Below are 26,137 nucleotides of genomic sequence, written 5' to 3'. Positions count from 1 at the left end.
ACTCGACTCCGGTTCACGGAAATTTATACTGGAACGTAAAAGGAACATTTATCCCGCCATGCCATCCTCTTCCTCCTCCCGCCGGTTCCTGTCGCTGTGGTTCCCCCGCCTGGGGGCCGAACGGCTGCTGCGTCGGACGGGCGGCGATCCGGCGCGGCCCTTCGCGGTGATCGAGACGGCCGGCCCGGCGCAGCGGCTGCATTCGCTCTCGGCCGGCGCCACGGCGGCGGGGCTGGTGCGGGGCCAGCCGCTGCGCGATGCGCTGGCCATGTGCCCCGAACTGACCACCCGTCTGCGCAATCCTCAGGCCGAGGCCGCGTTCCTGGCCGTGCTGCGCAGGTGGGCGGGGAAATACTCGCCCTGGGTCGGGACGAGCGGCGAAGAGGGCCTGAGCCTGGACATCACCGGCTGCGCCCATCTCTTCGGCGGTGAAGAGGGGCTGCTGGCGGCGATCGACGGGGATTGCGCGGGCGCCCGGCTGAGCCTGCGCGCCGGTGTGGCCGACACGCCCGGCGCGGCCTGGGGGCTGGCGCGTTTCGCGGGGCAGGATGCCGGGCATCACCGCAGCGGCGACGCGGTGGACCAGGAGGCGCGGGCGACCCGGTCCCGGGCGGCGAAACGGCGCCACTGGGAGCGGGGCGGCGCGGCGCCGGGCGCGCGGATGGCGGGGGTCGAGGCACAGCGGATCGCGCCGCCGGGGCAGACGCGGTCGGCCATCGCGGGGCTGCCGCTGGCGGCGCTGCGGCTCGACGGAGAGTCGCTGGCCCAGCTCTCCCGCCTCGGGCTGCGCCGGGTGTCGGACCTGATCGACCAGCCGCGCGCGCCGCTGGCGCGCCGCTTCGGGCCGCAGGTGGTGCTGCGCATCGACCAGGCGCTCGGCCAGGTGCCCGAGCCGGTCTCGCCGGTGGCCGAGGCGCGGCCCTTCGCGGTGCGGATGACGCTGCCCGATCCCATCGGGCTGGAATCGGACATGCTGGCGGGGCTCGACCGGCTGCTGCCGCGTCTCTGCGAGACGCTGGAGCGCGCCGGGCGCGGGGTGCGGCTGATCCGGCTGCAGGCCTTCCGGACGGATCACACGATGCAATGGGTCGCGGCCGGGCTGGCACGGCCAAGCGCCGATCCCGACCGCATCCGCCCTCTTCTGGCGATGAAGATCGAGGAGATCGAGGCCGGCCACGGGATCGACATGCTGCGGCTCGAGGCGGTGCAGACCGAACCGCTTCCGGCGCGGCAGGCGGTCGGGCACCTGGCGGCAGGCCGGGTGATCGCCGACCGGCTGGCCGACACCACCGCCCATGACGACCTGGTTGCGCGGATCGGGGCGCGCGTCGGAATGGAGGCGATCACCCGCTGGCATCCGGCCTCGTCCAATATCCCGGAAAAGACGGCCCTGACCCTCGCCGCCGCCTGGTCCGAGCCGGCCTCCGACTGGCCCGCGCCCCCCGCGCCGCGCCCGCTCCTGCTCTGGCGCCCCGAACCGGTGACCGCGCCCGGGGCGTCCCCTCCGCCCGGGCGCTTCCGCTGGCGCGGCCGCGACCTGACGCTGGCCGAGGCGGCGGGGCCGGAACGGATCGCCCCGGAATGGTGGCTGGACGAGCCGGACTGGCGCAGCGGCATCCGCGACTACTGGCGGATCACGACCGGGACCGGCGACCGGCTGTGGCTCTTCTTTGCTCATGGGGCCGCGCTGTCGCCGGGCTGGTTCTGTCACGGGCAGTTCGCCTGACATCCCGCGCCGCGCCCCTGCTTCTTTGGTCCGGAAAATATCCCCGCCGGAGGCTCCCGCCCTCACCGCCCGCGCCGACCGGCACGGCCCCGCGCGCCGCCATTCTCGGGCTCGACCCGAGGATCTCGCGCCGACCGCCGGCGCGTCTTGGCCGGGGGCCCGTGCAACCACCTCACCCCCGCAACAGGGTAATCACCGTGTCGCCATAGCGCTTGTGTTCCAGCGGCGAAAAGCCCTCGGGGGCCTCCTGGGGGCCCCGTTCCTCCCAGACGACAAGGGCGCCGGGCGCGATCCAGCCGCGGGTCCGGGCGACGCCCAGGGCCCGGCCGCCCAGGTCCTTGCCGTAGGGCGGATCGAGAAAGACCAGCCCGGCCGGTGCCGACGCTTCGGGCAGGCGGAGGGCGGATGTGCGGAGCAGGCGGGCGCGATCGGCCAGGTCCAGGGCGCCGATGTTCTCCGACAGGAGCTTCTGCGCCACGCGGCCGTCGTCGACGAAGACGGCATGCGCGGCGCCGCGCGACAGGGCCTCGAGCCCCAGGGCCCCGGTGCCGGCAAAAAGGTCCAGGACTTGAACACCGGACACGGGGTCTCCGAACCGGCCGCCCGCCAGCATCGAGAAGAGGCTCTCGCGGACACGATCCGCGGTCGGCCGCAGATGAGCGCCCGCATCCCCCTTGCCGAGCGTGGCCAAGCGCCGGCCGCGGAACGCGCCTCCGACGATCCGCATCTCAGCGCATCAGGCTCTTGAGGTCCACGGCGGGATCGGCCACCTGCTCGGGATCCGGGGACCTGCCCGAGGCCAGAAGGCGCTTGCCCACCATGAAGGCCCGCGGGTCGTTCATCGCATCGACGGCCAGCAGCCGGTCGCCGGCGTAATACCAGTGGGAGAGGGCCTCGCCGCTGCCGCGCGCGACGACACGGTCGAAGCCGCGGTTCAGCCCGGCGATCTGCAGCTTGATGTCGAACTGATCGGACCAGAACCACGGCTCGGGCACATAGATCTGGTCGCCGCCCATCATGTTGCGCGCCACGCAGTCGGCCATGTCGATGGCATTGGGCACGCTTTCAAGGCGTTGGCGGACGCCGTTCACCGGAAAGCTGGCGCAGTCGCCCGCCGCCCAGATGCCGGGGGCCGAGGTGCGGCCGTATTCATCCGTGGCGATGCCGTCGTCGCAGGTCAGCCCGGCGGCCTCGGCAAGCCGGGTGTCGGGCAGGATGCCGGTGCCGGCGATGGCGAAATCCGCCCCGATCGTCGTGCCGTCCGACAGTTTCGCGCCGCTCACCCGGTCCTCTCCGGTCAGATGCGCCAGCCCGATGCCTTCGCGGATGACCACACCATGTCCGGCATGGAGGGTGCGGAAATATTCCGATGTCTCGGGGGCGGCGACCCGTTGCAGGATGCGGTCGGCCAGTTCGACGAGCGTGACCTCCAGGCCCTGCTTGGCGGCGACGGCGGCGGCCTCCAGCCCGATATAGCCGCCCCCCACGATGAGGACGCGGCGGCCGGGACGGAATTCCTCGGCCATGGCATCCACGTCGGCGAGGGTGCGGACATAGTAGAGCCCGTTCAGCGCCCCGCCGATCGCTTCGGGCAGGCGTCGCGGCACCGATCCCGTGGTCAGGGCAAGCTGGTCATAGTCCAGCGTCTCCCCATCCAGGGTGACGGTCCGGGCCTCGGGGTCGATGGCGGTGACCGGGCTGCCGGTGCGCAGGGTGATGTCGCGGTCCGCGTAATAGGCCTCGGGGCGGAGGAACAGGCGGTCCCGGGCCAGCTCGCCCAGCAGGTAGCCCTTGGAGAGCGGCGGGCGCTGGTAGGGCGGGGCCGGCTCGTCGCCGATCAGGGTGATCCGGCCGTCGAACCCGTCCTCGCGCAGCCTGGCGACGAGCGACGCTCCGGCCTGTCCGGCCCCGACGACCACGAAATGTGTCATGCCAAATCTCTCTTTTCAGTTGGCCGGCCCCGCGACTGACCTTATCTCCGGTGACAGGCTCACATGGATACTAGGAGGGACCTTCAATGGCAATTTCCAAAGGCGACACGTTGCCGGACGCCACATTGGTAGAATTTACGGCCGAGGGGCCGAAGGAAGTTTCGCTTTCCGAGCGGCTGGCCGGACGGAATGTCGTGATCTTTGCCTTGCCGGGGGCCTATACGGGCACCTGCACCACCGCGCATGTCCCCAGCTTCATCCGCACAGTCGACCAGTTCCGGGACAAGGGCGTGGACGAGGTCATCTGCCTGTCGGTCAACGATCCCTTCGTCATGGCCGCCTGGGGCAAGGACACGGGCGCCGCCGATGCCGGCATCGCGATGCTGGGTGATCCGCGGGCCGAGTTTACCAAGGCCGTCGGCATGGATTTCACCGCGCCACCGGTCGGATTGATCGACCGGTCGAAACGCTACGCCATGTACGTTAAGGACGGCGTCGTGACGGTCCTGCATGCCGAGGAAAATCCGGGCCAGTGCGACGTATCCGGTGGCGAGTCGATGCTCGAGGCGATCTGATTTCGTCACGAGGCCCGCAGGTCTTCTGTCCTGCGGGCCTCAGGTCACTCTGGAAGCGACTATCCGCCTTCCTGAAACTGCTTTGCCGTCCGGCACCTTCTGGTGCGTCGCGGCCAGTTCCGGTCGATCTGGACCCGCTGCGCCGATGATCGCGACGCAACGTAGCGCGTTTATGCGAATCATTCTTTCGGCCGTCAAGCTGGGCCGATTCGTCCTTTAACCGGACGGAAATCTTTTCCGCGCAAACCCGCTGATTTCCGGTCGGGGGGCCTCTAGAGCCGCCCCTGGCGGAAGCAATGCCGGCTGCAATGGCACCAGCTCCTGTATGACGATTTTGGCGGCCGGCATCGGGCCGCCATGCGAAAGATGCAAACCCGCGAATGTCGGAAAAAGCCTGCGGCGAGGGCGTCAACCGGTGTCAGCGGCTCGTACTGATGCCGTGCGGTCCCTTGCGGCTGATGGCGAGACGCTGGCGAGATCCATCGCGTCCGCACCCTTTGGCGCGGAACCGAGACCAGGCGCAGAGGGAGCGTTTCTTCTGTCAGGGCAGGAGGATGAAGCTCTTCGGTCCCGCCGGGACACGAACCTGCTTTGACGCTCGGGATCGCCCGATGCGAGAATTGGCGAGCGGCCCAAATGTGAATTGCCGGCCGGGGGTCAAATCAATGCTCGCCTGCCCTTTTCGGTACGGAGAAGGATCATCCCGCTTAATCGGGGCGGGCGCCGTCCCCGACGTCAGCCCAGTTCCCGATTGATTCATCTCCGACGCTGCATACTGTGGGGCCTGGTGACACCGCTATGCGTCACGTCGCGCGCTCGTCGCCCGTTGGGAATTGCCGGCGGGGCTTTGAAACGAATGCAGGATCGGAAATGCTTTATCGACGGGATGGTCATGAGATCGCGGCCGAATTGCGGCAACGAATTTGCATGATGCAATCCGTTTCGGAGGAAATGATCCTGCACGAAGGGGCGCTGGCCAGCGAATTCGGCGTCTCGCGCACGCCGATCCGGCAGGTGCTGCAAAAGCTGGCACACGAGCGGCTGGTCGAGACGCGGTCGGGCGTGGGCACGATCGTGTCGCCGCTGGACCCGGACAAGCGGGATCGGGACGTGCAGGTTCTGCGGGCCCTGTTCGTGGCTGCGGCGAGCTGCAGCGTCGAAGCGGGCGTTCCGGCACAGATGCCCGAGAGGCTGGTGGCCGCCGCCGCAGTGGCCGAGGTCTCCTCGCCCGGTAAGCAGAGTTACCTCGACAGCCGGACCGAACTGCTGGACATCACGGCCCGGGCCGCGCCGGACGATATCCTGGCGGATTCGCTTCGCACGGCGCATTGGCGGCACATTCGCTGGTCCATGGCCGAGAGGGTCTGGGACCGGCCCGGAGCACCCGAGAGGCTGATCGGCACCTTGCGTGGCTGTGCCGAGGCGGCGCAGCGGGACAGTCTGAGCGAGGTCTATACCCATCTCGCCGAACAGGTCGCCTGATCTCAGGCCAGTTCATCCATCTTCTTCGCCAGCTTGACATCGAGATCGGACAGCCCGCCGATGTCATGCGTGCTGAGTTGCACGGCGACGGTGTTGTAGGTGTTCGACCAGTCTGGGTGATGATCCCATTTCTCGGCATAGAGCGCGGCCCGGGTCATGAAGCCGAAGGCCATCGGGAAGGTCTTGAACTTGTAGGTCTTGGCGATCGACGCGCCGTCCTCGGCGACGGTCCATCCCGCGGCTTCCAGTTCCGGCAGATGGCGGTCGCGTTCTTGCGTGGTCAAGGCTGGCATCAGTCCTGTTCCTCCTGAGTGTCGCGGCGGAAGGGGCCATAGGCCGTCAGGATCTCGATCTCCTCTTCCACCGCCTCTGCTTCGGCTTCGAGATAGTGTTCGATCGCGCGGGCAAAACCCGGGTCCGCCATCCAGTGAAGGGAATGGGTGGGGCAGGGAAGGTAGCCGCGGGCCAGCTTGTGGTCGCCCTGCGCGCCGGCCTCGACACGGGATTGTCCGCGCGCGATGGCGGCGTCGATCGCCTGATAGTAACAGAGTTCGAAATGCAGGAAGGGGTGGTGCTCGGTACAGCCCCAGTAGCGGCCGAACAGCGTGTCGCGCCCGATGAAATTCAGGGCCCCCGCGATCGGCCGCCCCTCGCGCAGGGCGAGGACGAGCAGCACGTCGTCGCGCATGCTGGCCTGCACCTCGTGAAAGAAGTCGCGCGTCAGGTAGGGACTGCCCCATTTGCGACTGCCGGTGTCCTGGTAGAAGCGCCAGAAGCAATCCCAGTGCTCGTCCCGCAGGTCGTCGCCGGTCAGGGCGACGATTTCTCCGCCGAAGTCTTGGGCCTGCCGCCGTTCCTTGCGGATGCTCTTGCGTTTTCGGGAACTGAGCGTGGCCAGAAAATCGTCGAAATCGGCATAGCCCCGGTTCTCCCAGTGGAACTGCTGCGTGCGACGGTGCATCAGGCCGAGCGCCTCGCCCGCCTCGGCCTCGTCGTCGGTGCAGAAGGTGACGTGCAGGCTCGACACGCCATGGGTTTGTGCCAGCTGCAACGCGCCCTGAACCAGCGCGGCGCGGCCCTCGGCGGCGTGGCCGGGCCTGACCAGAAAGCGGCGGCCCGTCGCGGGGGTGAAGGGCACCGCGATCTGCAGCTTGGGATAGTACCGGCCGCCCGCCCCCTCGTAGGCGTGGGCCCAGTTGAAATCGAAGATGTATTCGCCCTGGCTGTGCGACTTGGCGTAGAGGGGCGCGGCTGCGATCATCTCGTCGCCCTTGTGGGCGGTCAGGTAGCTGGGTTGCCAGCCGGTGCCCGGCCCGACCGAGCCGCTGGTCTCGAGCGCCACGAGAAACCGGTGCGTGGTGAAGGGGTCGTTCGGCGGGCCGCCGTCCGCGGTCTCGGGACAGGCGCAGGCATCCCAGTCCTGCGGCGCGATCTGCCTCAGGCTGTCATGTGCGCGCACCTCGATGACGGTGCCGGCGTCCTGTTCCTGTCCGTCCATGATCCAAATCTGATGCGTCCCGGCCCGCGATCAAGCCGGGATCACGGCGTTGTATCCTTCGAAGGTGACATTGTCCGCGATCCGCCGCGCTTCTGCCTCGGCTTCCGGCGACCGGATGGTCCAGGCCAGCACCGGCATGCCGCGGGATTTCAGTTCGGCTATACGCGGATTTGCCAGATCGCGCGCGTCGTGACTGACGAAACAGGCGCGCGATGCCTTGATGTCGGGGATGTCCCGCAGCCGTTCGCGCCGTTGTGCGGGGATCAGCTGCCAGTCTGCCTTGGCGAAGGCACAGGTCGTCAGTCCCACCGGGACGGCCGGGGCGAGGCCGCCGAAGATGCGCACCGCGTTCGGATTGAAGGACATCACCGCAACGGGGCCAACGTAGCCTTCGAGGGCCCGCGCCGCGGCTTCTTCCAGCCGGCCGACGGCGGGCCCGAGGGCACCGTCCTGATCCTTGATCTCGACCAGCAGAGGGACCCTGCCGGCCACTTCCGCAAGGATCGTCCCGAAGGTCGGAATGCCCGTCGCGCCCCCCAGGAGAGGGATGCCGGTCAGTTCCTCGGCGGTCTTCCTCTGAAGGGGGCCGGACCGGCCGGTCAGACGGGCCAGGTCGTAGTCGTGAAAGACCATCGCCTGCCCGTCCGCCGAGAGTTGAAGGTCGATCTCGATTGCATAGCCGGCCGCGACGGCGGCGCGGACGGCCTCGACCGAGTTCTCGGGCCGGCCGTCGGTGACGTCGTGCAGCGCGCGGTGCGCCACGGGGAGGCGCAGGAACCCCTCGGGCAGGGTCATGCGACGATTTCGAAGATGCCTTCGATCTCGACGGCGACACCGAAGGGCAGCGCGCCGGCCGAGACGGCCGAGCGGCTGTGACGCCCCGCATCGCCGAGGATCTCGACCAGGAGATCGGAACAGCCGTTCACGACCTTGGGCTGGTCGCCGAACTCCTTGGTGGAATTCACGAAGGCGGTCAGCTTGACCACGCGCTTGAGCCGGGAGAGGTCGCCGCCGCAGGCCGCCTTGGCCTGGGCCAGCAGGGCGAGGCCGCAGAGGCGCGCTGCCGCCGCGCCTTCTTCGACGTTCATCGTGTCGCCCAGCACGCCCTTGACGAAACCGTCGGCGTCCATGGAGACCTGACCGGAGACGAAGACGAGATTGCCGGAGACCACATAGGGCACGTAGTTCGCCTGCGGCGCGGGCGTGTCGGGCAGGGCCAGGCCCAGTTCGGCGAGGCGGGTTTCGATGGCATTGGTCATGGCCGCTCCTTTCGTTTCGCCGCGACGCTATAGGGCGCGGCGGCGAATGCAAGCAAAAGGGCGGGATCACGCCTCGCGGAAGGCTTTCGCGAAATAGTCCATGAAGGGCTGCATGAAATAGGCCATGGGCGTACGGTCGCGGGTCTTGATGAAGGCCTCGACCGGCATGCCGGGGATCAGGTGCGACCCCTCGGGAAGCTTGTCCTGTTCGCCTTCCGACAGTTCGATCTCGGTCCGGTAGAAGGACCGGCCGGTCGAGTCGTCGGTGAAGGCGTCCGCCGAGATTTGCACCACCCGCCCTTCGAGTTCCGGTGTGTTGCGCTGGTCGAAGGCCGAGAAACGCAGGGTCACGGGCTGATCGATGCGCAGTTGGTCGATATGGATCGGCTCGACCCGCGCCGCGATCACCAGCGGGCGATCCTGCGGCACGAGGTACAGCACGGGATCGGCGGGTCTGAGGACGGAACGTTCGGCATAGACCTGCAGGCCATAGACGATGCCGGCCACCGGCGCGGTGATTTCGAGGCGGTTGAGCTGTTCGATCAGGGCGCGGCGCTGCTCCTTGAGCTCCAGTTCGCGGTACTGAAGGTCGCGGAGGCGGGTGATCGCCTCTTCCCGGCGGGTGGTGTCGAGCTTGAGGATCTCGATGTCGATCTCGGTCATCCGGCCCTCGGCCTGGGCGCGCTGCGCCGTCAGCTCGCCGACGGTGCCGCTGAGCTGGGCGTTCTCGCGCCGCAGGGCCGAGACGCGGGAGGCCTGGGCGAGGCCGCGGTCCAGCAGGGACTGCTGATCCTCGAGTTCGTCCTGGATCAGTTCGATCTGTTCCGAAAATGCCGCCAACTGGGCGTCGATGCCCTCGATCTGGTTGTCGATCTGGCTGCGCCGTTTCTCGAGTTGCTCGATCTCCTTCTCGACCGAAGCGAGGCGGGCCTCGGCCAGGCGGGTCTGGCCTTCCATCAGTTCGCGTGCCTCGGCCTTGGTCTGCGCGGCCTCGAGCAGCAGGGGATCGAAGTCGAGATCCTCGCGGCCGTCACGCTCGGCCTCGAGCCGGCCGCGGCGGGCCATCAGTTCGAAGAGCTGGCCTTCGATGATCGCGAGCTGCGACCGAAGCTGGGTATCGTCGAGCCGCACCAGGAGCTGTCCGCTCTCGACAAGGTCGCCCTCGTCGACCAGGATTTCGGTGACCACCCCGCCGTCGAGGTGCTGGACCACCTGGCGGTTGCGGTCGACCTCGAGTTGTCCGCCGGCGATGACGGCGCCCGAGATCTGGGTGAAGACGGACCACGATCCGAAGCCGCCGACCAGCAGCAGCAGGGTGATCAGGCCGATCGTCAGCGGTCGGCGCGCCGACCAGGTCTTTTCCGTGTTGTCGCTCATCTCAATCCACCCTGTCCGCCGGCGCGGACCTGCTCATGGTTCTGAAGGACCTGTTTCAGGACTTCGTCGCGCGGTCCGAAGGCGACGCGGCTGCCGCCGTCCAGCATCAGCAGCATCTCGCATTCCTGGATGGCGGCGGGACGGTGCGCCATGATGAGGCAGGACTTGCCATCCTGTTTCATGGCGCGGATGGCCTTGTTCAGCGCCTGGCTTCCCTCGTTGTCGAGGTTGGAGTTCGGTTCGTCCAACACGAGGATCACCGGATTGCCGTACATCGCGCGGGCCAGGCCGATGCGCTGGATCTGGCCGCCGGAGAGCCGGCCGCCGGTGGCGTCGATGCGCGTGTCGTAGCCGTCGGGCATCTTGAGGATCATATCGTGGGCATCGGCCTTCTTGGCGGCCTCGACCACGGCCGAGGCGTCGGGATTGTCCGCCAGCCGGGCGATGTTGTCCGCAATCGTGCCCTCGAACAGCTGCACGCGCTGCGGGAGATAGCCGATGTACTTGCCGAGAACGGACGGATCGTAATTGTCCAGCGCCGCCCCGTCGAGACGGACCTTGCCCCCTGCGGGCCGCCAGACGCCGGTGATCGCACGGGCCAGCGTCGACTTGCCGGCCCCGGAGGCGCCGATGACGCCGAGCGCCTGGCCCGGTTCGACCGAGAAGGTCAGCATGCGCAGCGAGGCGACGCTTTCGCCCGGCGGCACGACGGTAAGCTGAACGGCGTCGAGTTTGGCCCGGGGCTGCGGCAGCGGCGTGCGCGGGGCCTCGGGCGGGGTGTCGCCCAGCAGGATGGCAAGCGAATGCCAGCCGCGCGATGCGCGCTGCACGACCGGCCACTGACCGATGGCCAGTTCGATCGGGGCGAGGGCGCGGCCCAGCAGGATTGAGCCGGCGATCATGGCGCCCGCGGTCAGTTCGCCGCGCAGCACCAGATAGGCGCCGAGGCCCAGCATTGCGGATTGCAGGAACAGGCGGAACGTCTTGGTGGTCGAGCTGAAGCCGCCGGTCAGGTCCGAAGCGCCGATCTGCGTATGCAGCGCCTTGTTGCGCAGCTTCTGCCAGCGGTTGAACGCGGCCTCGCGCATGCCCATCGAGGATACCATCTCGGATTCCGTCCGGATCTGCTCGGCCATCTTCTCCGACGCGATCATGGCGTGCATGGCGGCGTTCTGGGGGGTCTTGGTCGTGACCTGGTTCATCACGGTGATGATCACGAGGATGCCGCCCCCGGTCAGGGCGAGAATGCCGAGCCAGGGGTGGAAGAGCGCGATGCCGGCCAGGAAGATCGGCGTCCAGGGGATGTCGAACATCGCGATCAGCGCGGGCGAGGACATCAGTTTCTGCACCGCCTCGAGATCGCGCAGGCCGGTCTGCGCCACCTCGTCCTGCTTGATCGCGGAGCGGCGGATCACCGCATCGAAGACCCGACGGTCGAGCCGGGCCTGGAACCGCGCGGCGGCACGCGACATGATCCGGCTGCGCACCAGTTCCAGAAGGCCCATCATGAGGAAGAGGAAGGCGACGATGATCGAAAGGCCGATGAGGGTTTCCACCGATCCGGACCCGAGCACCCTGTCGTAGACCTGGAGCATGTAGATCGGGCCGGTCAGCATGAGCAGGTTGGCGAAGACGCTGAACAGCCCCACCGACCAGTACAGGGGCCGGTTGGCGCGGCGCGCCTCGCGCAGCTCGCGGTATCCGTTCTCGGTTTTCTGATTAATCATTGTCGGGTTGATCCCCAGGATCGGTGGTTGGCCTGGGCTGTTCCATAGCGCGCCGCCGCACTTCTGTACATCTTTCGATTCTGAAATGGCGTCACAGTTCCGCGCGAAGCGCGGGGCGCGGGCTGGAAACCCGCGTGTCGCGATGCTAATTGCGGAAAGAGGCAGGGGAGCGTTTTTTGCGCGTCATGAGTACATCCATCAAGTCATATGCCGCGCGCTTCGTCCTGCTGGGCGCGGTGGGCGCGATGACGGCATGTTCCCCCGCGCCGCCCGCCACCGGGATCAACGATCCGTGGGAGGCCTCGAACCGCCGGATGCATGCCTTCAACAAGTCGGTCGATCGCAACATCCTGGGCCCGGCCGGCGGCTCCTACGTCACTGTTCTGCCGGAGCCGGTGGTGACGACCGTCGGCAATTTCGCCGGTAATCTGGCCACGCCCTCGGTCGTGGTGAACAACGTGCTTCAGGCGGATGCCCGGGGCGCGTTCACCAACTCCTTCCGCTTCGTGCTGAACACGACGCTCGGCATGGGCGGGCTGTTCGACGTGGCGACCATGGCCGGGATCAACGAGGTCGAGACCGACTTTGGCGAGACCCTGCATGTCTGGGGGGCAGGTGAAGGCAATTACGTGGAGCTTCCCGTCCTCGGACCCTCGACCGAGCGCGACGCCGTCGGGCGCATCGTCGATCTGTTCACCAACCCCCTTGGGTACGTGCTTTCCGAGCCCGAGAAATATGCCGGGCCGGTGGCCAGCGTGGCCAAGCGCCTGGGCGACCGCGGCCGGTATTCGCAGACCGTCGGCAGCGTCCTGCACGAGAGCGCCGACAGCTACGCCCAGGGGCGTTCGACCTATCTGCAGAACCGCCGCTATCAGCTTGGCGGCGGTGCTGCGGCGACCGGCGACCCCTATGATGACCCTTATGCCGCCACAGGTGATCCCTATGACGACCCGTATCTCCAATGAACTGACGCGCCGCGCCCTGCTGATGACGGGCTCGGCCTTCGCGCTGCTGAGCCCGGCACCGGCCGTCGCGCTGACGAATGCCGCGGCGCGGGGGCTGGTCGACGATCTGGTCGGCGAGATCAACCGCGTCATCGCGCGCGGCGGCTCGCTGCCGGGCATGATCCGCGACTTCGAGAAGATCTTCGCCCGCTATGCCGATGTCGCGATCATCGCGCGGTCGACCCTCGGGCCCGACGCGCGGCGCGCTTCTCCGGCGCAGATGCGCGCCTTCGTCGAAGCCTTCCGCGGCTATATCGCCCGCAAGTACGGCAAGCGGTTCCAGGAATTCGTCGGGGGCCGGATCGAGGTCCAGGGCGTGCGGCAGGTCAAGACCTGGCACGAAGTGATCTCGACCGCGTATCTGCGGGGCGAGGCGCCCTTCGAGGTCAAGTTCCTCGTCTCGGACCGGTCGGGTCGGAACCTGTTCTTCGACATGGTGATCGAGGGGATCTCGATGCGGCTTTCGGAGAAGACCGAGATCGGCGCCATGCTCGACGCCAATCGCGGCGATATCGACCGGCTCATCGCGGACCTGCGCAGGGCCGGCTGAACCGCCGGCGGATCAGTTCCGGATGCCGAAGATGTTCCTGAGAAGCTGACCGATGGGATCCGGCCGTGCGGGCTGGGTCCGCTGCCGGTTGTCTTCGGCCACGCGCGGTTCGGGTTCCGGTTCGGGGCGGGCCATGGGAAGATCGCGCGGCGGCAGGCCTTCGTGAACCCGCGCCATCACCTCGTGCCAGATCTCGGCGGGCAGGCCCGAACCGGTGACGCCGGTGAGGGGCGTGTTGTCATCATAGCCCATCCAGACGCCCGCGACGTAATCGGCGGTGAAACCGACGAACCAGGCGTCCCGGGCTGCCGAGGTCGTGCCGGTCTTTCCGGCGGCCTGGCGGTCGGGCAGGCCGGCGCGGCCGCCGGTGCCCTGGGTGACGACGTTGTGCATCATCCAGATCAATTCGCGGGCGGCGGATTCGCGGATCACCCTCTCGCCGATGCCGCCGGTGGCGTCCATCAGCGGTTCCGACTGCCCCTGCAGGCGCAATTCCACAAGGCCATAGGGGATCACCGATGAGCCGCCGTTGAGGATCCCGGCATAGGCGCCGGTCATCTCGATCAGGGTGGATTCCGAGGCGCCGAGCGCCAGCGCCGGGCCTTCTGCCAGGTCCGACTCGATCCCGAAGTCGCTGGCGATGCGGCGCACGCGGTCTAGCCCGACGTTCTGCGCGACCTTCACGGCCGGAATGTTCAGCGAATGCTGAAGCGCCTGCCCCAGGGTGACGGTGCCGCGAAAGCGCCGGTCGTAATTCTCGGGCGACCAGGGGCCGGAGCCGGGGATATCGATTGTCAGCGGCGTGTCCTCGACCGTATCGTACCAGTGGTAGCCCAGTTCCAGCGCCGTGGCATAGACGAAGGGCTTGAAGGCCGAGCCGGTCTGCCGGCGGGCCTGGGTGGCGCGATTGAATACGCCCGAAACCTGGGTCCGGCGGCCCCCGACCATCGCCCGGACAGCGCCGTCCGCGCTCATCACGACGACGGCCGCCTGCGCCTTGGAGCCTTCCTTGACCTTGGTTTCGAACACGGACTTCATGCCTTCTTCGGCCGCGCGCTGGATGCGCTGGTCCAGCGTCGTGCGGATGACCACGTCCTCGGTCGTCTTCCGGGTCAGGAACTCGGGACCCGAGGACATGACCCAGTCGGCGAAGTACCCGCCCGCCTCAGCCTCGGCGGCTTCGGACAGTTCGGCGGGATTTTCCAGGGCGGTCCGGGCCTCCTGCTCCGAGAGATAGCCCTGTTCCTCCATCAGGGCGACGATCACGGCGGCCCGGTTCTGCGACCGGGCCAGGTCGGCGGTCGGGGCATAGCGGGTCGGTGCGACCAGCAGGCCGGCCAGCATCGCAGCCTCGGCGGCGTTCACATCGGCGGCGGACTTGCCGAAATAGCGCTGACTTGCGGCTTCGAAGCCCCGGGCCCCCGCGCCGAGGAAGGCCCGGTTCATGTAGATCGTCAGGATCTCGTCCTTGGTGTAGGTCGCCTCGAGCCCCATGGCATAGATCGCCTCGCGGATCTTCCGCCACAGCGTGGTCTCGCGGCAGTCGGCCTCGTAGGCGGCCTCGCTCTCCCAGAGGTCCGGATCGTAGGGGTCGCCCAGGCAGAGCAGTTTGGCCGTCTGCTGGGTGATGGTGGACCCGCCGTGGCCCGAGAGCGGCCCCCGCCCCTCGCGCAGGTTGATGCGGATCGCCGAGGCGATGCCGCGCGGCGAGATGCCGAAATGGCGGTAGAAGCGCTTGTCCTCGGTCGCGACGATGGCATTCCTGAGATGGGGAGAGACGGTATCGGTGGTGACGACGCCGCCGAACTGATCGCCCCGCCAGGCAAAGACCTGACCCTCGTTGTCCAGCATGGTGACCGACCCGCGCGCCCGCCCGTCGAGCTGGGCCTCGAGCGGAGGAAGCTGCGAGGCGTTGTAGGCGACCGCGATGCCGATGATCAGCAGGATCACGAGCGACAGGCGCCACGTCATGCCCCAGACGAGCCGGATGATCCAGGCGAGGAAAGCCCGCAGATAACCGATCGGACCGCGCCGGACCGGCCGTTTCGCCGGAGTTTTCCGCCGAGAGGTCTTGGCGGTGCGTTTCGATCCGCTCTTGCCATCGGCCTTTTTCCGGCTGCCGGATCCGCCATGCCGGCGGTCCGCCACGAGGGGCGGCTTGCGACGTCCTGAATCACTCATCTGGTCCTGCCCGGTCCGATTGTTTTGCCCAACATATACGTCTTCGGAGCCGGGATGTTGAGCCGTAAGCAGGGGATTGCCCGTTTCAATTCCGCACAAAAATTAATCGACGTACGTGTTGTGCCCAATAATTGTGCAGCTGCGAGAGTTTTCGGCAGTGGTACTGGCCCGTCGGCTTCCGGTCGTGACGGTCCGCCGGATTAGGTTGGCCGTGCCAAAGGCGGGGTTCGCGCCCCGAGATACGGAAGGGAAAATCAGTGAAACTCATCATTGCGACAATCAAGCCGTTCAAGCTCGAGGAGGTCCGCGAGGCGCTGACCGAAATCGGCGTGCGCGGCATGATGGTGACCGAAATCAAGGGGTTCGGCTCCCAGTCGGGACATACCGAGATCTATCGCGGCGCGGAATACGCTGTGAATTTCGTGCCGAAGATCAAGCTCGAGATCGCCGTGGCGGCGGAAATGGCCGACCAGGTCGTCGAGACGATCACCAACACCGCCAAGACCGGGAAAATCGGCGACGGCAAGATCTTCGTGCTGGATGTCCAGCAGGCGGTTCGCGTGCGGACCGGGGAAACCAACGCGGACGCGCTGTAAGCGACGGACAGGGAAAGGAAAACTGACAATGAAACTCCTCAATACACTCCTGCCGGCGGCGGCACTGATCGCTCTGCCCAGCCTGGGGTTTGCGCAGGATGCCGAGGCCGCAGCGCCCGGGTTCGACGAAATCGGCCCCTACATCATGACCACCCTGCTGTTCTGCATGGCGGGCTTCCTGGTGTTCTTCATGGCCGCGGGCTTTGCCATGCTCGAGGGCGGGCTCGTCCGGTCCAAGAACGTGACGATGCAGATGACCAAGAACATCGCGCTCTACTCGGTTGCGGCGATCATGTACTGGTTCATCGGCTTCAACCTGATGTATCCGGGTGACTTCAACGGCTATGTCGGCAGCTTCTTCGTGCCGACGGAGCTGGATCCGGTCGGCGTTTCCGCAGCCGATGCCGCGCTCGATTATGCCTCGATCGGCTCGGACTTCTTCTTCCAGCTGGTCTTTGTCGCCGCGACCGCGTCGATCGTGTCCGGTGCCCTGGCGGAACGGATCAAGCTGTGGCCGTTCCTGGTCTTCGTGGTCCTGCTGACCGGTGTCATGTACCCGATCTCGGGCTCCTGGCAGTGGGGCGGCGGATGGCTGTCGGAGATGGGCTTCTCGGATTTCGCCGGCTCGACCGTCGTGCACTCCGTCGGCGGCTGGGCCGCTCTGGCCGGTGCCATCGTTCTGGGCCCGCGTCTGGGCAAGTACGGCAAGGACGGCAAGGTCACCCCGATGCCCGGGTCCAACCTGGCGCTCGCCACTCTGGGTACGTTCATCCTGTGGCTGGGCTGGTTCGGCTTCAACGGCGGCTCGCAGCTGGCCATGGGGACCGTGGGCGACGTGTCGGACGTGTCGCGCATCTTCGCCAACACCAACATGGCCGCGGCGGCGGGTGCCGTGACGGCGCTGATCCTGACGCAGGTCATGTACAGCAAGCCGGACCTCACCATGGTGCTGAACGGTGCGCTGGCCGGTCTCGTCTCGATCACGGCCGAACCGCTGGCCCCCTCGCTCTTCGGGGCGCTCTGGATCGGTGCCATCGGTGGCGTGATCGTCGTGCTGACGGTTCCGATGCTCGACAAGCTGAAGATCGACGACGTGGTCGGCGCCATCCCGGTCCACCTCTTCGCAGGTATCTGGGGCACGATCGCCGTGGTCTTCTACAACAGCGACGCCAACCTGGTGACGCAGATCACCGGCATCATCGCCTACGGTGTCTTCACCTTCATCGCCTCGTTCGTCGTGTGGTTCATCCTCAAGATGGTGATGGGTATCCGGGTCTCGGAAGAGGACGAGATCGCGGGCCTCGACATGGCGGAATTGGGCATGGAAGCCTATCCGGAATTTTCCAAGGGCTGATACCCCTCCCATTAGTCGGAAACCTGGCCCGGGCGTTCGCGCCCGGGCTTTCTCGTGTCCGGGGATATGCCCGCCGGACAGCCGATCCCGCGCGATGTTTGCGGGGCGCGCGGTGCGCCGGCCAGCGGTCGCGGTCAAGCGGAGGGGTCAGGTCTTGTCCGTGACGTTCTCGCGAAAGGCCGTGTCGAAGGCCTGCCGTTGCTCGGGCGAGGCTTCGGTCTGGTTCTGCGCCTTCCAGTCGTCGTAGGGCATGCCGTAGAAGGCCTCGCGCGCCTGGTCCTTGGTCATCTCGATGCCGCGGTCGTTCGCGGCTTCCTGCATCCAGCGGCTCAGGCAGTTGCGGCAGAAACCGGCGAGGTTCATCATGTCGATGTTCTGGACCTCGGGCCTCTCGACCATCAGGTGGTTGCGGAGCTTGCGGAAGGCGGCGGCCTCGATTTCGATCTGTGTCTGGCGATCCATGGTCCGATCTTTCCTGTAATACGGAATGCGGGGCACGCTGACAGGATGAGCGAAAATGGTCAATCGCCCGGTGCCCCGTCATCAGCCTGTCACTTCGGGTGGCAAAACATCGGGGCGATTGATAGCGTTCACATGAAGCCCGGGCGGGCGGTGAAGAAAGGACCTCCGATGAGACGGCAGCGCAGCACCAAGATCGTGGCGACCCTGGGTCCCTCGTCTTCGGATTACGAGATGATCCGCCGGCTTCACGAAAGCGGCGCGGATGTCTTTCGGCTGAACATGAGCCACGGCAGCCATGACGAGATCCGCGAACGACACCGCATCATCCGCGAGGTCGAGCGCGATCTCGACAGCACCATCGGCATCCTTGCGGACCTGCAGGGGCCCAAGCTGCGCGTCGGTGTCTTCGCCCGCGGCGAGGAGGACCTGGCCGAAGGGGCACGGTTCCGGCTCGACCTGAAGGATGCGGAGGGGGATGCGACACGGGTGACGCTGCCGCATCCCGAGATCTTCGAGGTGCTGGAGGCGGGGGCGGAGCTGCTGGTCAATGACGGCAAGATCCGGCTGAAGGTGGTGGAATGCGGCGCCGATTTCGCGGATTGCGAGGTGATGGCCGGCGGCACGATCTCGAACCGGAAGGGGGTGAACGTGCCGGACGTGGTGCTGCCGCTCGCCGCGCTTTCGGAGAAGGACCGCTCGGACCTGGAGTTCGTCTGCCAACTGGGCGTCGACTGGCTGGCGCTGAGCTTCGTCCAGCGGCCCGAGGACGTGACCGAGGCGCGGGAACTCGCGGCGGGACGCGCGGCGATCCTGTCGAAGATCGAGAAACCGGCGGCGGTGAAGGCCTTCGATGCGATCCTGGACGTGTCCGACGGGATCATGGTGGCGCGCGGCGATCTGGGGGTGGAGCTGCCGGTGCAGAACGTGCCGCCGATCCAGAAACGGCTGGTGCGCCGCTGCCGGGCGGTGGCCAAACCCGTGATCGTGGCGACGCAGATGCTGGAAAGCATGATCGAGAGCCCGATGCCGACCCGGGCCGAGGTCTCGGACGTGGCGGCGGCGATCTACGAGGGGACGGACGCCGTCATGCTCTCGGCGGAATCGGCTGCCGGCCAGTACCCGGCCGAGGCGGTGACGACCATGGACCGCGTCGCCCGAGAGGTGGAAAGCGATCCCACCTACCGCGAGATCATCGAGGCGTCGCGCCGGACCGTGCGCGGCTCGGTCGCGGACGGGATCGTCGTCGCGGCCCGCGAGATCGCCGAGACGACCGACATCCGCGTGATCTGCTGTTTCACCCATGGCGGAACCACGGCGCTGCTGACGGCGCGGGAGCGTCCGCATGTGCCGATCCTCGCGCTCACGCCGCTTCGGGGGACCGCTCGCAAGCTGACGCTGAGCTGGGGGGTCAACTGCGTCATGACCAACGAGTTGAGCCGCTTCAAACAGGCGGTGGTCAACGGGGCCCGGGCCGCGCGAAGCCGGGGCTTCGCCACCGAGGCCGACCAGATCGTGGTGACCGCCGGTGTCCCCTTCAACCAGCCGGGGACGACGAACATCCTGCGGGTCGCCCCCTGCGAAGAACGTCTGATCTTCGCCTCGGACCCGGAATAGGCGGACCGCAAGAGGGGCTATGGACAACGATCTGATCCTCGTGGCCGGCCTGGTCGTGCTGATGCTGGCGATCCCGTCGGCTGTCTCGGCCTTTGCCGACCGCCGCCCGCCCTGGACGGCCCTGGTGGTCATCATCCTCGGCGCCGGGGTCGTGGCTTTCGCCTGGCAGGGCCATCCGGCGGGCATGACGCTGGCCGAGGTGCCGCAGGCGATCTTCCGGGTGCTCGCGCGGGTCATTCCCTGAGAGGGGCCGGCCCGGGGCCGGCGGGGCGATTTTCTCTTGCCATGCAGGCGCGCCGGTCCTATACGGCGCCTTCATCCGCGCGGCCGGTCGGAGTGGCATACCGAGTCGCGCACAAGACCGTTCAAGACCAAGGAGACGGAAATGCCCAAGATGAAGACGAAATCGAGCTGCAAGAAGCGGTTCAAGATTTCGGCCAAGGGTAAGGTGATCGCCGCCCAGGCCGGAAAGCGCCATGGCATGATCAAGCGCACGAACAAGTTCATCCGCGACGCCCGCGGCACGACGACCCTGTCGGAGCCCGATGCGAAAATCATCAAGTCGATGATGCCCTACGATCGCTGATAGGAGGATAGAACATGTCTCGCGTTAAAGGCGGTACCGTCACCCATGCACGTCACAAGAAGGTCCTGAAGGCAGCGAAAGGCTATTACGGCCGCCGCTCCACGACCTTCAAGGTCGCGACCCAGGCGGTCGACAAGGCCAACCAGTACGCCACCCGCGACCGGAAGGCGCGCAAGCGCAATTTCCGCGCGCTCTGGATCCAGCGGATCAATGCCGCGGTCCGCAGCCATGACGAGGCGCTGACCTATTCGCGCTTCATCAACGGCCTGTCGCTGGCCGGGATCGAGGTCGACCGCAAGGTCCTGGCCGATCTCGCCGTGCACGAGCCCGATGCGTTCGGCGCCATCGTCGACAAGGCGAAGGCCGCGCTGGCCTGATCCGGCAATACATTCGAATGCCAGAGGGGCCATCCGATCGGGTGGCCCCTCTCGCTTTTGGCTACGGTGGAGGCGACAGGCGGAACGTCGCGGTCCGCTTCCGCACGCGGACCTGAAGCGATGAAAGCGATGCGCAGGTGCCCGCCGCACCCTCGGGGCCTGCGACGGGCGACCGTATTGCCGCCTCGGTCCGGGCATGCGACAGTGCGGCACGCATTACATGAGGAAAGCAGGAGATGAGCGACGAGTTGCTGCGGCGCGCTGTCATTCAGGACCATGCCGCCTTCCTGGCCGGAAGCCACGACTTCCAGGCCGATATCGAGATGCTTGCTGCCAGCGATCTCGTGGGAACCATCCTCGAGACCGTCATGCTCGCCACCAACATGCGCTTTGCCGCCGTCGCGCGGGTAACGGCGGATCGCTGGGTCGCGTGCCGCACGGTGGACGAAGTCAATTTCAACCTGGCCGAGGGCGACGAGATCGAGATCCAGTCGACCTTCTGCCAATCGGTCCGGGAAACCTCGCAGAAGGTCATGTTCGACGATGTGGCCACGGACGAGGTCTATGGCAACCATCCGATCGCCGCCAAGTTCGGCATCGTCAGCTACGCCTCGATTCCGATCCATCGCAGCGACGGCAGCTTCTTCGGTACCCTGTGCGCGATCGACACCGAACCGCGCAACGTCAAGCACCCGCGCGCCGTCGCGATGCTCGAGATGTTCGCGGATGTCATCGGCCGCAGCCTCGAAACGGAAGAGCGGCTGGAAGAGCAGGAGAAGCTCGTGGCGCAGGAACGCGAACTGGCCCGCATCCAGGAAGAGTTCGTCGCCGTTCTGGGGCACGATCTGCGCAATCCGGTGGCCGCGCTGCATGCGGGGCTTCGGCAGCTGGACAAGGAGCCGCTGACTGACAAGGCGCGCAAGTTGCTGCCCTTCATGCGGTCCTCTGTGCATCGCATGAACGACCTGATCGACAACATCATGCTGCACGCCAAGGCCCGGCTGGGCGGCGGCATCCGGGTCAGCGCGACGCCCGACGCGCCGCTGAACGACGCCATCACCCAGGTCATAGACGAGATCCGGGCCGCTTCGCCGGAGCAGGAGATTCAGCTGGATCTGGCCTTCGACCGACCCGTCAGCTGCGACGCCCCCCGCGTGGCGCAGGCGATTTCGAACCTGGTCTCCAATGCGGTGCGCCATGGCACAACCGGTGCCCCCATTGCGGTCTACGGGGCGGCGAGCGGCGGCGAGATCACGATCTCCGTGGCCAACCGGGGAAATCCCGTTCCCGAAGAGGTGCGCCGACGCCTGTTCCAGCCGTTTCAGAGAGGGCCGCAGCCGGAAGGCGAAGGATTGGGCCTCGGGCTTTATATCGCCTTCTCGATCGCCGCTGCGCACGGCGGCCATGTGGAGATCGAATCCGATGACGGGTTGACGACCTTCACGCTCAAGCTGCCGTCTCTTTCGACGGAGGCCTGAGCGGAAAAGGCCGGCCCGCCGGTCGCAATGTCGACCTCGGTCGCTCCGGCCCGCTGGGCGGGGGCTTGCCGGCTATTCCGAGACCATGGCCCCCTGCAGCCCGATAGAGACCGTCCGGCCGGCGGCGAGTTCCTCGGCGAAGGGTTCCGCGAGGGTGTGCAGGATGCGGGCCTCGGTCCAACGACCGCCCCAGACATCGGGCATCACCGGGCCGAGGGCATGGCGGGCAAGGTCGTAGAACAGGGCGCGCATCTCGTGCCGGATGCCGCGCACGGCTCTCGGTTCGCGCCGGTCGATGCCGGAGGGGGCTAGACTGACCTCCCACAGAAGCCGGAGAACCGCGTTGCAGGTGAGGTCGGGGTCTTCGCCCAGCTGCATCATGTCGATCAGACCCTCGCGAAAGACCGCCAGGTCGAGTGTCAAAGCCGTCTCCAGGTCGCTTTCGAGCGCAGCGAGGTAGACGGCCGCGTAGGCCGCCGCGCCCATGTTCTCGTGCGTCTTGGCCCAGGACTTGTCCGCAAAGGCGCGAAGCGACCCCTCGGTGCCATACCAGCGCGGCAGAAGGTGCAGCCCATGCAGCGCATAGGGGGCGAGCGCGGTGGTATCGGTCCGCGACCAACGGATGGCGGCTTGGGTCAGCTCTTCTTCGGTCGTTCCCTCGGCGGCGCGGACACGGTAGTCGAGTTCGGCGAAGTGACTGGAATGCGGTGCGCGCGGGGCAATGCGGTCGAGCACGGTCCTGGCCACCCGGAACCGGGCCTGTGCCGCACTTAGAGCCTCGTCCAGGGCGAAATCGGCATAGTCGTCGCCGCGCCGCGCCCAGCCCAGTTCTAGCTGAACTTGTGCCGCCAGGAAATGAAGCGCGGGATCGGTCTCCTGCTGGCCGAGGATGCGCTGCAGCGGGGCGAAGAGATCCTCGGGGAGATCGGTACTGGGAACGCTGCGGCCCCGATCGATCAAGGTGCAGGCCGCCGGACCCGCAATATGGCGAAAGAGGGCGCGGCTCAGCGCCGGTGCGATCCGTTCTCCAGAGGGCAGGGCGGCGCGACAGCGGTCGAACCGGGCCAGGCGCGGACCGAGCCGGTCCCAGTCCTGCGCCTGCCAGTCGGCGACGGCCTCGCTCAGGTGGGGCCGCAGCGCCCTGGCATCCGGATGCCCGACCACCACGGTGAGACCCAGCCGGTCCCCGAGCTGTTGCGTCGACAATCGTGCGACCGTGCGCAGGTCCGCCCTGCCGGTGTCCCGGCTCAGGCCGACCCGCCCTCGGACACTCCGGAGCAGGCTCCTGAGCGCATGGGGCAGCCGGGCAAATCCGGCGAGGGGGGGCGCGAGCAGTCGCATGAGCCGAATCCATGGTGGTGAGGCCACAGTCAACCATCCGAAGCTGGCCGTTTTGCGGCGGGGATGGGGCAGGGTGCGCCACATATGCGGGCGGGAGGGAGAGCCGTGGAACCCTGCCGCAGGTGCCACCGTTGACTCCCAAACCCGGGAGAGCGCCATGTCACATGCCGCAAATGCAACGACGGACCACAGTCTCGGAACGGCCGGGGAGGGCACCGCCAAGCGCGCCGTGCTCTTTCGCATGGCCATGCCCGACCATCTTTGCCCCTACGGGCAGAAATCCAAGGCCTTCCTGAAACGTGCAGGCTACGAGGTCGAGGATCACCTGCTGACCACCCGCGAGGAAACCGATGCCTTCATGGAAAAGGAAGGCGTGAGCACCACGCCCCAGACCTATATCGGCGGGGAGCGGATCGGCGGGTACGAAGAGGTGCGGGCTTTTCTCGACATGCCCCTGCGGGACGAGGACGAAACCACCTATCAGCCGGTGATCGCGCTCTTCGGGACGGCCGCGCTCATGGCCGTGGCGCTGGCTGTCGGGTCGGCGATGCCGCTGTGGTCGGCGCGGACGCTCGAACTCTTCATCGCCTTTTCGATGACGCTGCTCGCGCTGCAGAAGCTCCGGGACATCGAGAGCTTCTCGACCATGTTCCTGAATTACGACCTGCTGGCGCGGAGATGGGTCTGGTACGGTTACATCTATCCCGTGGGCGAGGCGCTGGCCGGTCTTTTCATGCTTGCCGTGATCCCGTGGGTTGCCGCGCCCATCGCGATCTTCATAGGCGCCGTCGGCGCGGTGTCGGTCTTCAAGGCGGTCTATATCGACAAGCGCGAGTTGAAATGCGCCTGCATGGGCGGGTCGTCGAACGTCCCGCTGGGTTTCGTCTCCCTGACCGAGAACCTGATGATGCTGGGCGCCGGCATCTGGATGATGTTCTGATCCAGCCGGGGCCGGCCTGTCTCTGGGTCCCTGCCGTCCTCAGTCCCGCAACAACGGCGCGCAGCGCTTATGGGCATCGGGTTGACCGATGTGGTGCGGATTGAGGATGAGCACCCATTGCACCGGGTACCCGGGGGCTTGAGTTCTGGAATAGGAACAGCCGTCCGGGGTGGTGATCCACTGGCTGCCCGTCGTGTAGATGTTGGTCGGAACACGCGGCGGCTGATGGGTGCCGACGGCCTGCGCTCCGGCGGCCGCAAGGGCGAAGGTCGCTGCGGTTACCGCGAGGTGTCTCTTGTTCATGTGTTCTCCGATCCTGCCTAGAGTGTGTGTGGCCGTTCCGATCTGTCCGGTCTGACCCGAGGGCGTGACCGGATCGGGGCCGGAACCATGGCCCCGAGGCGGCTTTTCTCGCGAATTTTCGAAAAATGACGCGGTGCCTCCGTGTCACGGGCGCAGGCGCCGTCGGCCCGCCCCGGCATCCCCGGCTTGCCCTTTCGCCCCGGTCTTTGTAGCAGATGCGGCGAAGGACAAGGGAGCGTCGCATGGACGATCTGAAAGCCAAGTACCTGGGCGCGATTGCCGAAGCTGCGGACGAGAGCGCGCTGGAGGCGCTGCGCGTGCAGGCCGTGGGCAAGAAGGGCGAGATCAGCCTCAAGATGCGCGAGCTGGGCAAGATGACACCCGAGGAGCGCCAGGTTGCCGGTCCGGCGCTGAACGCGCTCAAGGACGAGATCAACACCGCGCTCACCGCGAAGAAGGCGGCGCTGGCCGATGCCGCGCTGGACGAGAGGCTGCGGACCGAGTGGCTGGACGTGACGCTGCCGGCGCGCGATCGCCGGACGGGTTCGGTGCATCCGGTCAGCCAGGTCTGGGAGGAATGCACCGCGATCTTTGCCGACATGGGCTTTTCCGTGGCCGAAGGACCCCAGATCGAAGAGGACTGGTACAACTTCGATGCACTGAACATCCCCTCGCATCATCCGGCCCGGGCCGAGATGGACACGTTCTACATGCATCGCGAGCCGGGTGACGAGCGTCCGCCGCATGTGCTGCGCACGCACACCTCTCCGGTGCAGATCCGGTCGATGCAGGCGCAGGGGGCGCCGATCCGGGTCATCGCGCCGGGGCGGGTCTATCGTTCGGACTACGACCAGACGCATACGCCGATGTTCCACCAGATCGAGGGGCTGGCGATCGACCGCGATATCTCGATGGCGAACCTGAAATGGGTGCTGGAGGAGTTCTTCACCGCCTATTTCGGCACGCCGGTGAAGACCCGCTTCCGCGCCTCGCATTTCCCGTTCACCGAGCCCTCGGCCGAGATCGACATCCAGTGTTCCTTCGAAGGCGGAACGGTCAAGGTCGGCGAGGGCGAAGACTGGCTCGAGGTGCTGGGGTCTGGCATGGTGCACCCCAAGGTGCTGTCGGCGGCGGGTGTGGACCCGGCGGAATGGCAGGGCTTTGCCTTCGGCATGGGGATCGACCGGATCGCCATGCTGAAATACGGCATCCCCGACCTGCGGGCGTTCTTCGACAGCGACCTGCGCTGGCTGCGGCACTACGGGTTCAGCGCGCTCCAGGTGCCGACGATCCGGGGCGGGGTGTAGGACGATGTCCAGTCGTCCCGTTCCGGCGTCACACCGGCGCCCGGACGCCGGGGCGTTTTGGCGCAGAGGCAATGGGGCCTGTTCCGCGGTTGCAATGGTGGGCTGGAATCCCACCCGACGCGGTGACAGGGAAACCCGCCCTGCGAGGTGAACCGGAAGATCGGAAAAGGAGAAGACATGAGCCAGACCCGTCTGTTCCGCCACGAGAACCGCGACCGCAACCACGAGACCCGCCGGGTCTATGCGCTGTTCGAGCTGACCTATACACTGGTCGACTTCTGCGCCGCCTTCTGCTTCATCATCGGTTCGGTCTGCTTCTTCTACGACAGCCTCATGAACGCGGGGACCTGGCTGTTCCTCCTGGGCTCGGTCCTGTTCGCGGTCAAGCCGACGCTGCGCCTGATCCGCGAGATCAAACTGATATCCATGGGCGACCCCGATGACGTCGCCCGCCGTCTGGAGACCTGAC

27 protein-coding genes are annotated in these 26,137 nt (G+C 67.0%); 15 read left to right on the top strand and 12 right to left on the bottom strand.

Annotation, left to right across the window (positions count from 1 at the left end; genetic code table 11):
- The first annotated feature begins 58 nt into the window (after positions 1–58).
- Positions 59–1,726: a Y-family DNA polymerase gene (locus OB2597_RS14640; protein ID WP_009806373.1), complete on the top strand. Its 1,668-nt coding sequence runs from the start codon at positions 59–61 to the stop codon at positions 1,724–1,726.
- Between the two features lie 172 nt (positions 1,727–1,898).
- Here OB2597_RS14640 and rsmD read toward each other — a convergent pair whose 3' ends face one another.
- Together rsmD and OB2597_RS14630 are read right to left on the bottom strand one after the other, a co-directional pair.
- A complete protein-coding gene (gene rsmD, locus OB2597_RS14635; protein ID WP_009806372.1) occupies positions 1,899–2,453 on the bottom strand; it encodes a 16S rRNA (guanine(966)-N(2))-methyltransferase RsmD in 555 nt (184 codons plus the stop codon).
- A gap of 1 nt (position 2,454) precedes the next feature.
- A complete protein-coding gene (locus tag OB2597_RS14630; protein ID WP_009806371.1) occupies positions 2,455–3,657 on the bottom strand; it encodes an NAD(P)/FAD-dependent oxidoreductase in 1,203 nt (400 codons plus the stop codon).
- Between the two features lie 86 nt (positions 3,658–3,743).
- Here OB2597_RS14630 and OB2597_RS14625 point away from each other — a divergent pair, with 86 nt between their 5' ends.
- Together OB2597_RS14625 and OB2597_RS21025 are read left to right on the top strand one after the other, a co-directional pair.
- Positions 3,744–4,232 carry a peroxiredoxin gene (locus OB2597_RS14625; protein ID WP_009806370.1) on the top strand — a complete coding sequence of 163 codons (489 nt, stop codon included), beginning with the start codon at positions 3,744–3,746 and terminating at the stop codon, positions 4,230–4,232.
- 798 nt (positions 4,233–5,030) lie between these two features.
- Complete coding sequence (locus OB2597_RS21025; protein WP_084658811.1) at positions 5,031–5,714, top strand: GntR family transcriptional regulator; 684 nt, start codon at positions 5,031–5,033, stop codon at positions 5,712–5,714.
- Between the two features lie 2 nt (positions 5,715–5,716).
- Here the strand turns inward: OB2597_RS21025 and OB2597_RS14615 are convergent, their stop codons facing one another.
- From OB2597_RS14615 to OB2597_RS14590, 6 genes are all read right to left on the bottom strand, one after another.
- On the bottom strand, positions 5,717–6,007 hold the full coding sequence (locus OB2597_RS14615; protein ID WP_009806368.1) for a 4a-hydroxytetrahydrobiopterin dehydratase: 291 nt from the start codon (positions 6,005–6,007) through the stop codon (positions 5,717–5,719).
- Positions 6,007–7,212 carry a GNAT family N-acetyltransferase gene (locus OB2597_RS14610; RefSeq protein WP_009806367.1) on the bottom strand — a complete coding sequence of 402 codons (1,206 nt, stop codon included), beginning with the start codon at positions 7,210–7,212 and terminating at the stop codon, positions 6,007–6,009. The genes OB2597_RS14615 and OB2597_RS14610 overlap by 1 nt, the downstream gene beginning before the upstream one ends.
- A 30-nt stretch (positions 7,213–7,242) precedes the next feature.
- On the bottom strand, positions 7,243–8,007 hold the full coding sequence (locus tag OB2597_RS14605) for a glycerophosphodiester phosphodiesterase family protein (RefSeq protein WP_009806366.1): 765 nt from the start codon (positions 8,005–8,007) through the stop codon (positions 7,243–7,245).
- Positions 8,004–8,471 (bottom strand): RidA family protein, encoded by a 468-nt coding sequence (locus tag OB2597_RS14600; protein WP_009806365.1) that lies wholly within the window; start codon positions 8,469–8,471, stop codon positions 8,004–8,006. Before OB2597_RS14600 ends, OB2597_RS14605 begins: the two co-directional genes overlap by 4 nt.
- 66 nt (positions 8,472–8,537) lie before the next feature.
- Positions 8,538–9,848 (bottom strand): HlyD family type I secretion periplasmic adaptor subunit, encoded by a 1,311-nt coding sequence (locus OB2597_RS14595; RefSeq protein ID WP_009806364.1) that lies wholly within the window; start codon positions 9,846–9,848, stop codon positions 8,538–8,540.
- Positions 9,845–11,575 carry a type I secretion system permease/ATPase gene (locus OB2597_RS14590; protein ID WP_009806363.1) on the bottom strand — a complete coding sequence of 577 codons (1,731 nt, stop codon included), beginning with the start codon at positions 11,573–11,575 and terminating at the stop codon, positions 9,845–9,847. The genes OB2597_RS14595 and OB2597_RS14590 overlap by 4 nt, the downstream gene beginning before the upstream one ends.
- Positions 11,576–11,760: 185 nt before the next feature.
- Here OB2597_RS14590 and OB2597_RS14585 point away from each other — a divergent pair, with 185 nt between their 5' ends.
- Together OB2597_RS14585 and OB2597_RS14580 are read left to right on the top strand one after the other, a co-directional pair.
- Positions 11,761–12,540, top strand: coding sequence for an MlaA family lipoprotein (locus OB2597_RS14585; RefSeq protein ID WP_009806362.1), 780 nt, complete (start codon positions 11,761–11,763; stop codon positions 12,538–12,540).
- Positions 12,518–13,129 (top strand): MlaC/ttg2D family ABC transporter substrate-binding protein, encoded by a 612-nt coding sequence (locus OB2597_RS14580; protein ID WP_009806361.1) that lies wholly within the window; start codon positions 12,518–12,520, stop codon positions 13,127–13,129. The genes OB2597_RS14585 and OB2597_RS14580 overlap by 23 nt, the downstream gene beginning before the upstream one ends.
- 12 nt (positions 13,130–13,141) lie before the next feature.
- Here the strand turns inward: OB2597_RS14580 and OB2597_RS14575 are convergent, their stop codons facing one another.
- Positions 13,142–15,310 carry a transglycosylase domain-containing protein gene (locus tag OB2597_RS14575; RefSeq protein WP_040609365.1) on the bottom strand — a complete coding sequence of 723 codons (2,169 nt, stop codon included), beginning with the start codon at positions 15,308–15,310 and terminating at the stop codon, positions 13,142–13,144.
- A gap of 257 nt (positions 15,311–15,567) precedes the next feature.
- Here OB2597_RS14575 and OB2597_RS14570 point away from each other — a divergent pair, with 257 nt between their 5' ends.
- Together OB2597_RS14570 and OB2597_RS14565 are read left to right on the top strand one after the other, a co-directional pair.
- Positions 15,568–15,906, top strand: coding sequence for a P-II family nitrogen regulator (locus OB2597_RS14570; protein ID WP_009806359.1), 339 nt, complete (start codon positions 15,568–15,570; stop codon positions 15,904–15,906).
- Between the two features lie 28 nt (positions 15,907–15,934).
- On the top strand, positions 15,935–17,260 hold the full coding sequence (locus OB2597_RS14565; protein WP_009806358.1) for an ammonium transporter: 1,326 nt from the start codon (positions 15,935–15,937) through the stop codon (positions 17,258–17,260).
- Between the two features lie 147 nt (positions 17,261–17,407).
- On the opposite strand, the gene OB2597_RS14560 is transcribed toward OB2597_RS14565, so the two are convergent.
- On the bottom strand, positions 17,408–17,722 hold the full coding sequence (locus OB2597_RS14560; protein WP_009806357.1) for a DUF1244 domain-containing protein: 315 nt from the start codon (positions 17,720–17,722) through the stop codon (positions 17,408–17,410).
- 168 nt (positions 17,723–17,890) lie between these two features.
- On the opposite strand from OB2597_RS14560, the gene pyk reads away from it, so the two are divergent.
- The 5 genes from pyk to OB2597_RS14535 all read left to right on the top strand — a co-directional run bounded on the left by pyk (position 17,891) and on the right by OB2597_RS14535 (position 21,777).
- Positions 17,891–19,336, top strand: a complete 1,446-nt coding sequence (pyk, locus tag OB2597_RS14555; RefSeq protein WP_009806356.1) for a pyruvate kinase — start codon at positions 17,891–17,893, stop codon at positions 19,334–19,336.
- Positions 19,337–19,355: 19 nt separating this feature from the next.
- The gene (locus OB2597_RS14550) at positions 19,356–19,580 is read left to right on the top strand and encodes a hypothetical protein (protein WP_009806355.1); all 225 of its coding nucleotides are present in this window, start codon (positions 19,356–19,358) and stop codon (positions 19,578–19,580) included.
- 141 nt (positions 19,581–19,721) lie between these two features.
- A complete protein-coding gene (gene rpmI / locus OB2597_RS14545; protein WP_009806354.1) occupies positions 19,722–19,922 on the top strand; it encodes a 50S ribosomal protein L35 in 201 nt (66 codons plus the stop codon).
- Positions 19,923–19,936: 14 nt separating this feature from the next.
- Positions 19,937–20,299, top strand: a complete 363-nt coding sequence (gene rplT, locus OB2597_RS14540) for a 50S ribosomal protein L20 (protein ID WP_009806353.1) — start codon at positions 19,937–19,939, stop codon at positions 20,297–20,299.
- Between the two features lie 236 nt (positions 20,300–20,535).
- Positions 20,536–21,777 carry a GAF domain-containing sensor histidine kinase gene (locus OB2597_RS14535; protein ID WP_009806352.1) on the top strand — a complete coding sequence of 414 codons (1,242 nt, stop codon included), beginning with the start codon at positions 20,536–20,538 and terminating at the stop codon, positions 21,775–21,777.
- A gap of 72 nt (positions 21,778–21,849) precedes the next feature.
- Here the strand turns inward: OB2597_RS14535 and OB2597_RS14530 are convergent, their stop codons facing one another.
- Positions 21,850–23,118 (bottom strand): hypothetical protein, encoded by a 1,269-nt coding sequence (locus OB2597_RS14530; protein ID WP_148234741.1) that lies wholly within the window; start codon positions 23,116–23,118, stop codon positions 21,850–21,852.
- 157 nt (positions 23,119–23,275) lie between these two features.
- Here OB2597_RS14530 and OB2597_RS14525 point away from each other — a divergent pair, with 157 nt between their 5' ends.
- Positions 23,276–24,058: a glutaredoxin family protein gene (locus tag OB2597_RS14525; protein ID WP_009806350.1), complete on the top strand. Its 783-nt coding sequence runs from the start codon at positions 23,276–23,278 to the stop codon at positions 24,056–24,058.
- Between the two features lie 39 nt (positions 24,059–24,097).
- Here the strand turns inward: OB2597_RS14525 and OB2597_RS14520 are convergent, their stop codons facing one another.
- Positions 24,098–24,361: a hypothetical protein gene (locus tag OB2597_RS14520; RefSeq protein WP_009806349.1), complete on the bottom strand. Its 264-nt coding sequence runs from the start codon at positions 24,359–24,361 to the stop codon at positions 24,098–24,100.
- A 242-nt stretch (positions 24,362–24,603) separates the two neighbouring features.
- Between OB2597_RS14520 and pheS the strand changes: the two genes are divergently transcribed.
- The gene (gene pheS, locus OB2597_RS14515) at positions 24,604–25,668 is read left to right on the top strand and encodes a phenylalanine--tRNA ligase subunit alpha (RefSeq protein ID WP_009806348.1); all 1,065 of its coding nucleotides are present in this window, start codon (positions 24,604–24,606) and stop codon (positions 25,666–25,668) included.
- 177 nt (positions 25,669–25,845) lie between these two features.
- Positions 25,846–26,136 (top strand): YrhK family protein, encoded by a 291-nt coding sequence (locus OB2597_RS14510; RefSeq protein ID WP_009806347.1) that lies wholly within the window; start codon positions 25,846–25,848, stop codon positions 26,134–26,136.
- Position 26,137 lies beyond the last annotated feature (1 nt).

Source organism: Pseudooceanicola batsensis HTCC2597 (assembly GCF_000152725.1).
Taxonomy (GTDB): Bacteria; Pseudomonadota; Alphaproteobacteria; order Rhodobacterales; family Rhodobacteraceae; genus Pseudooceanicola; species Pseudooceanicola batsensis.
This window is presented reverse-complemented; position numbering and strand designations above follow the sequence as displayed.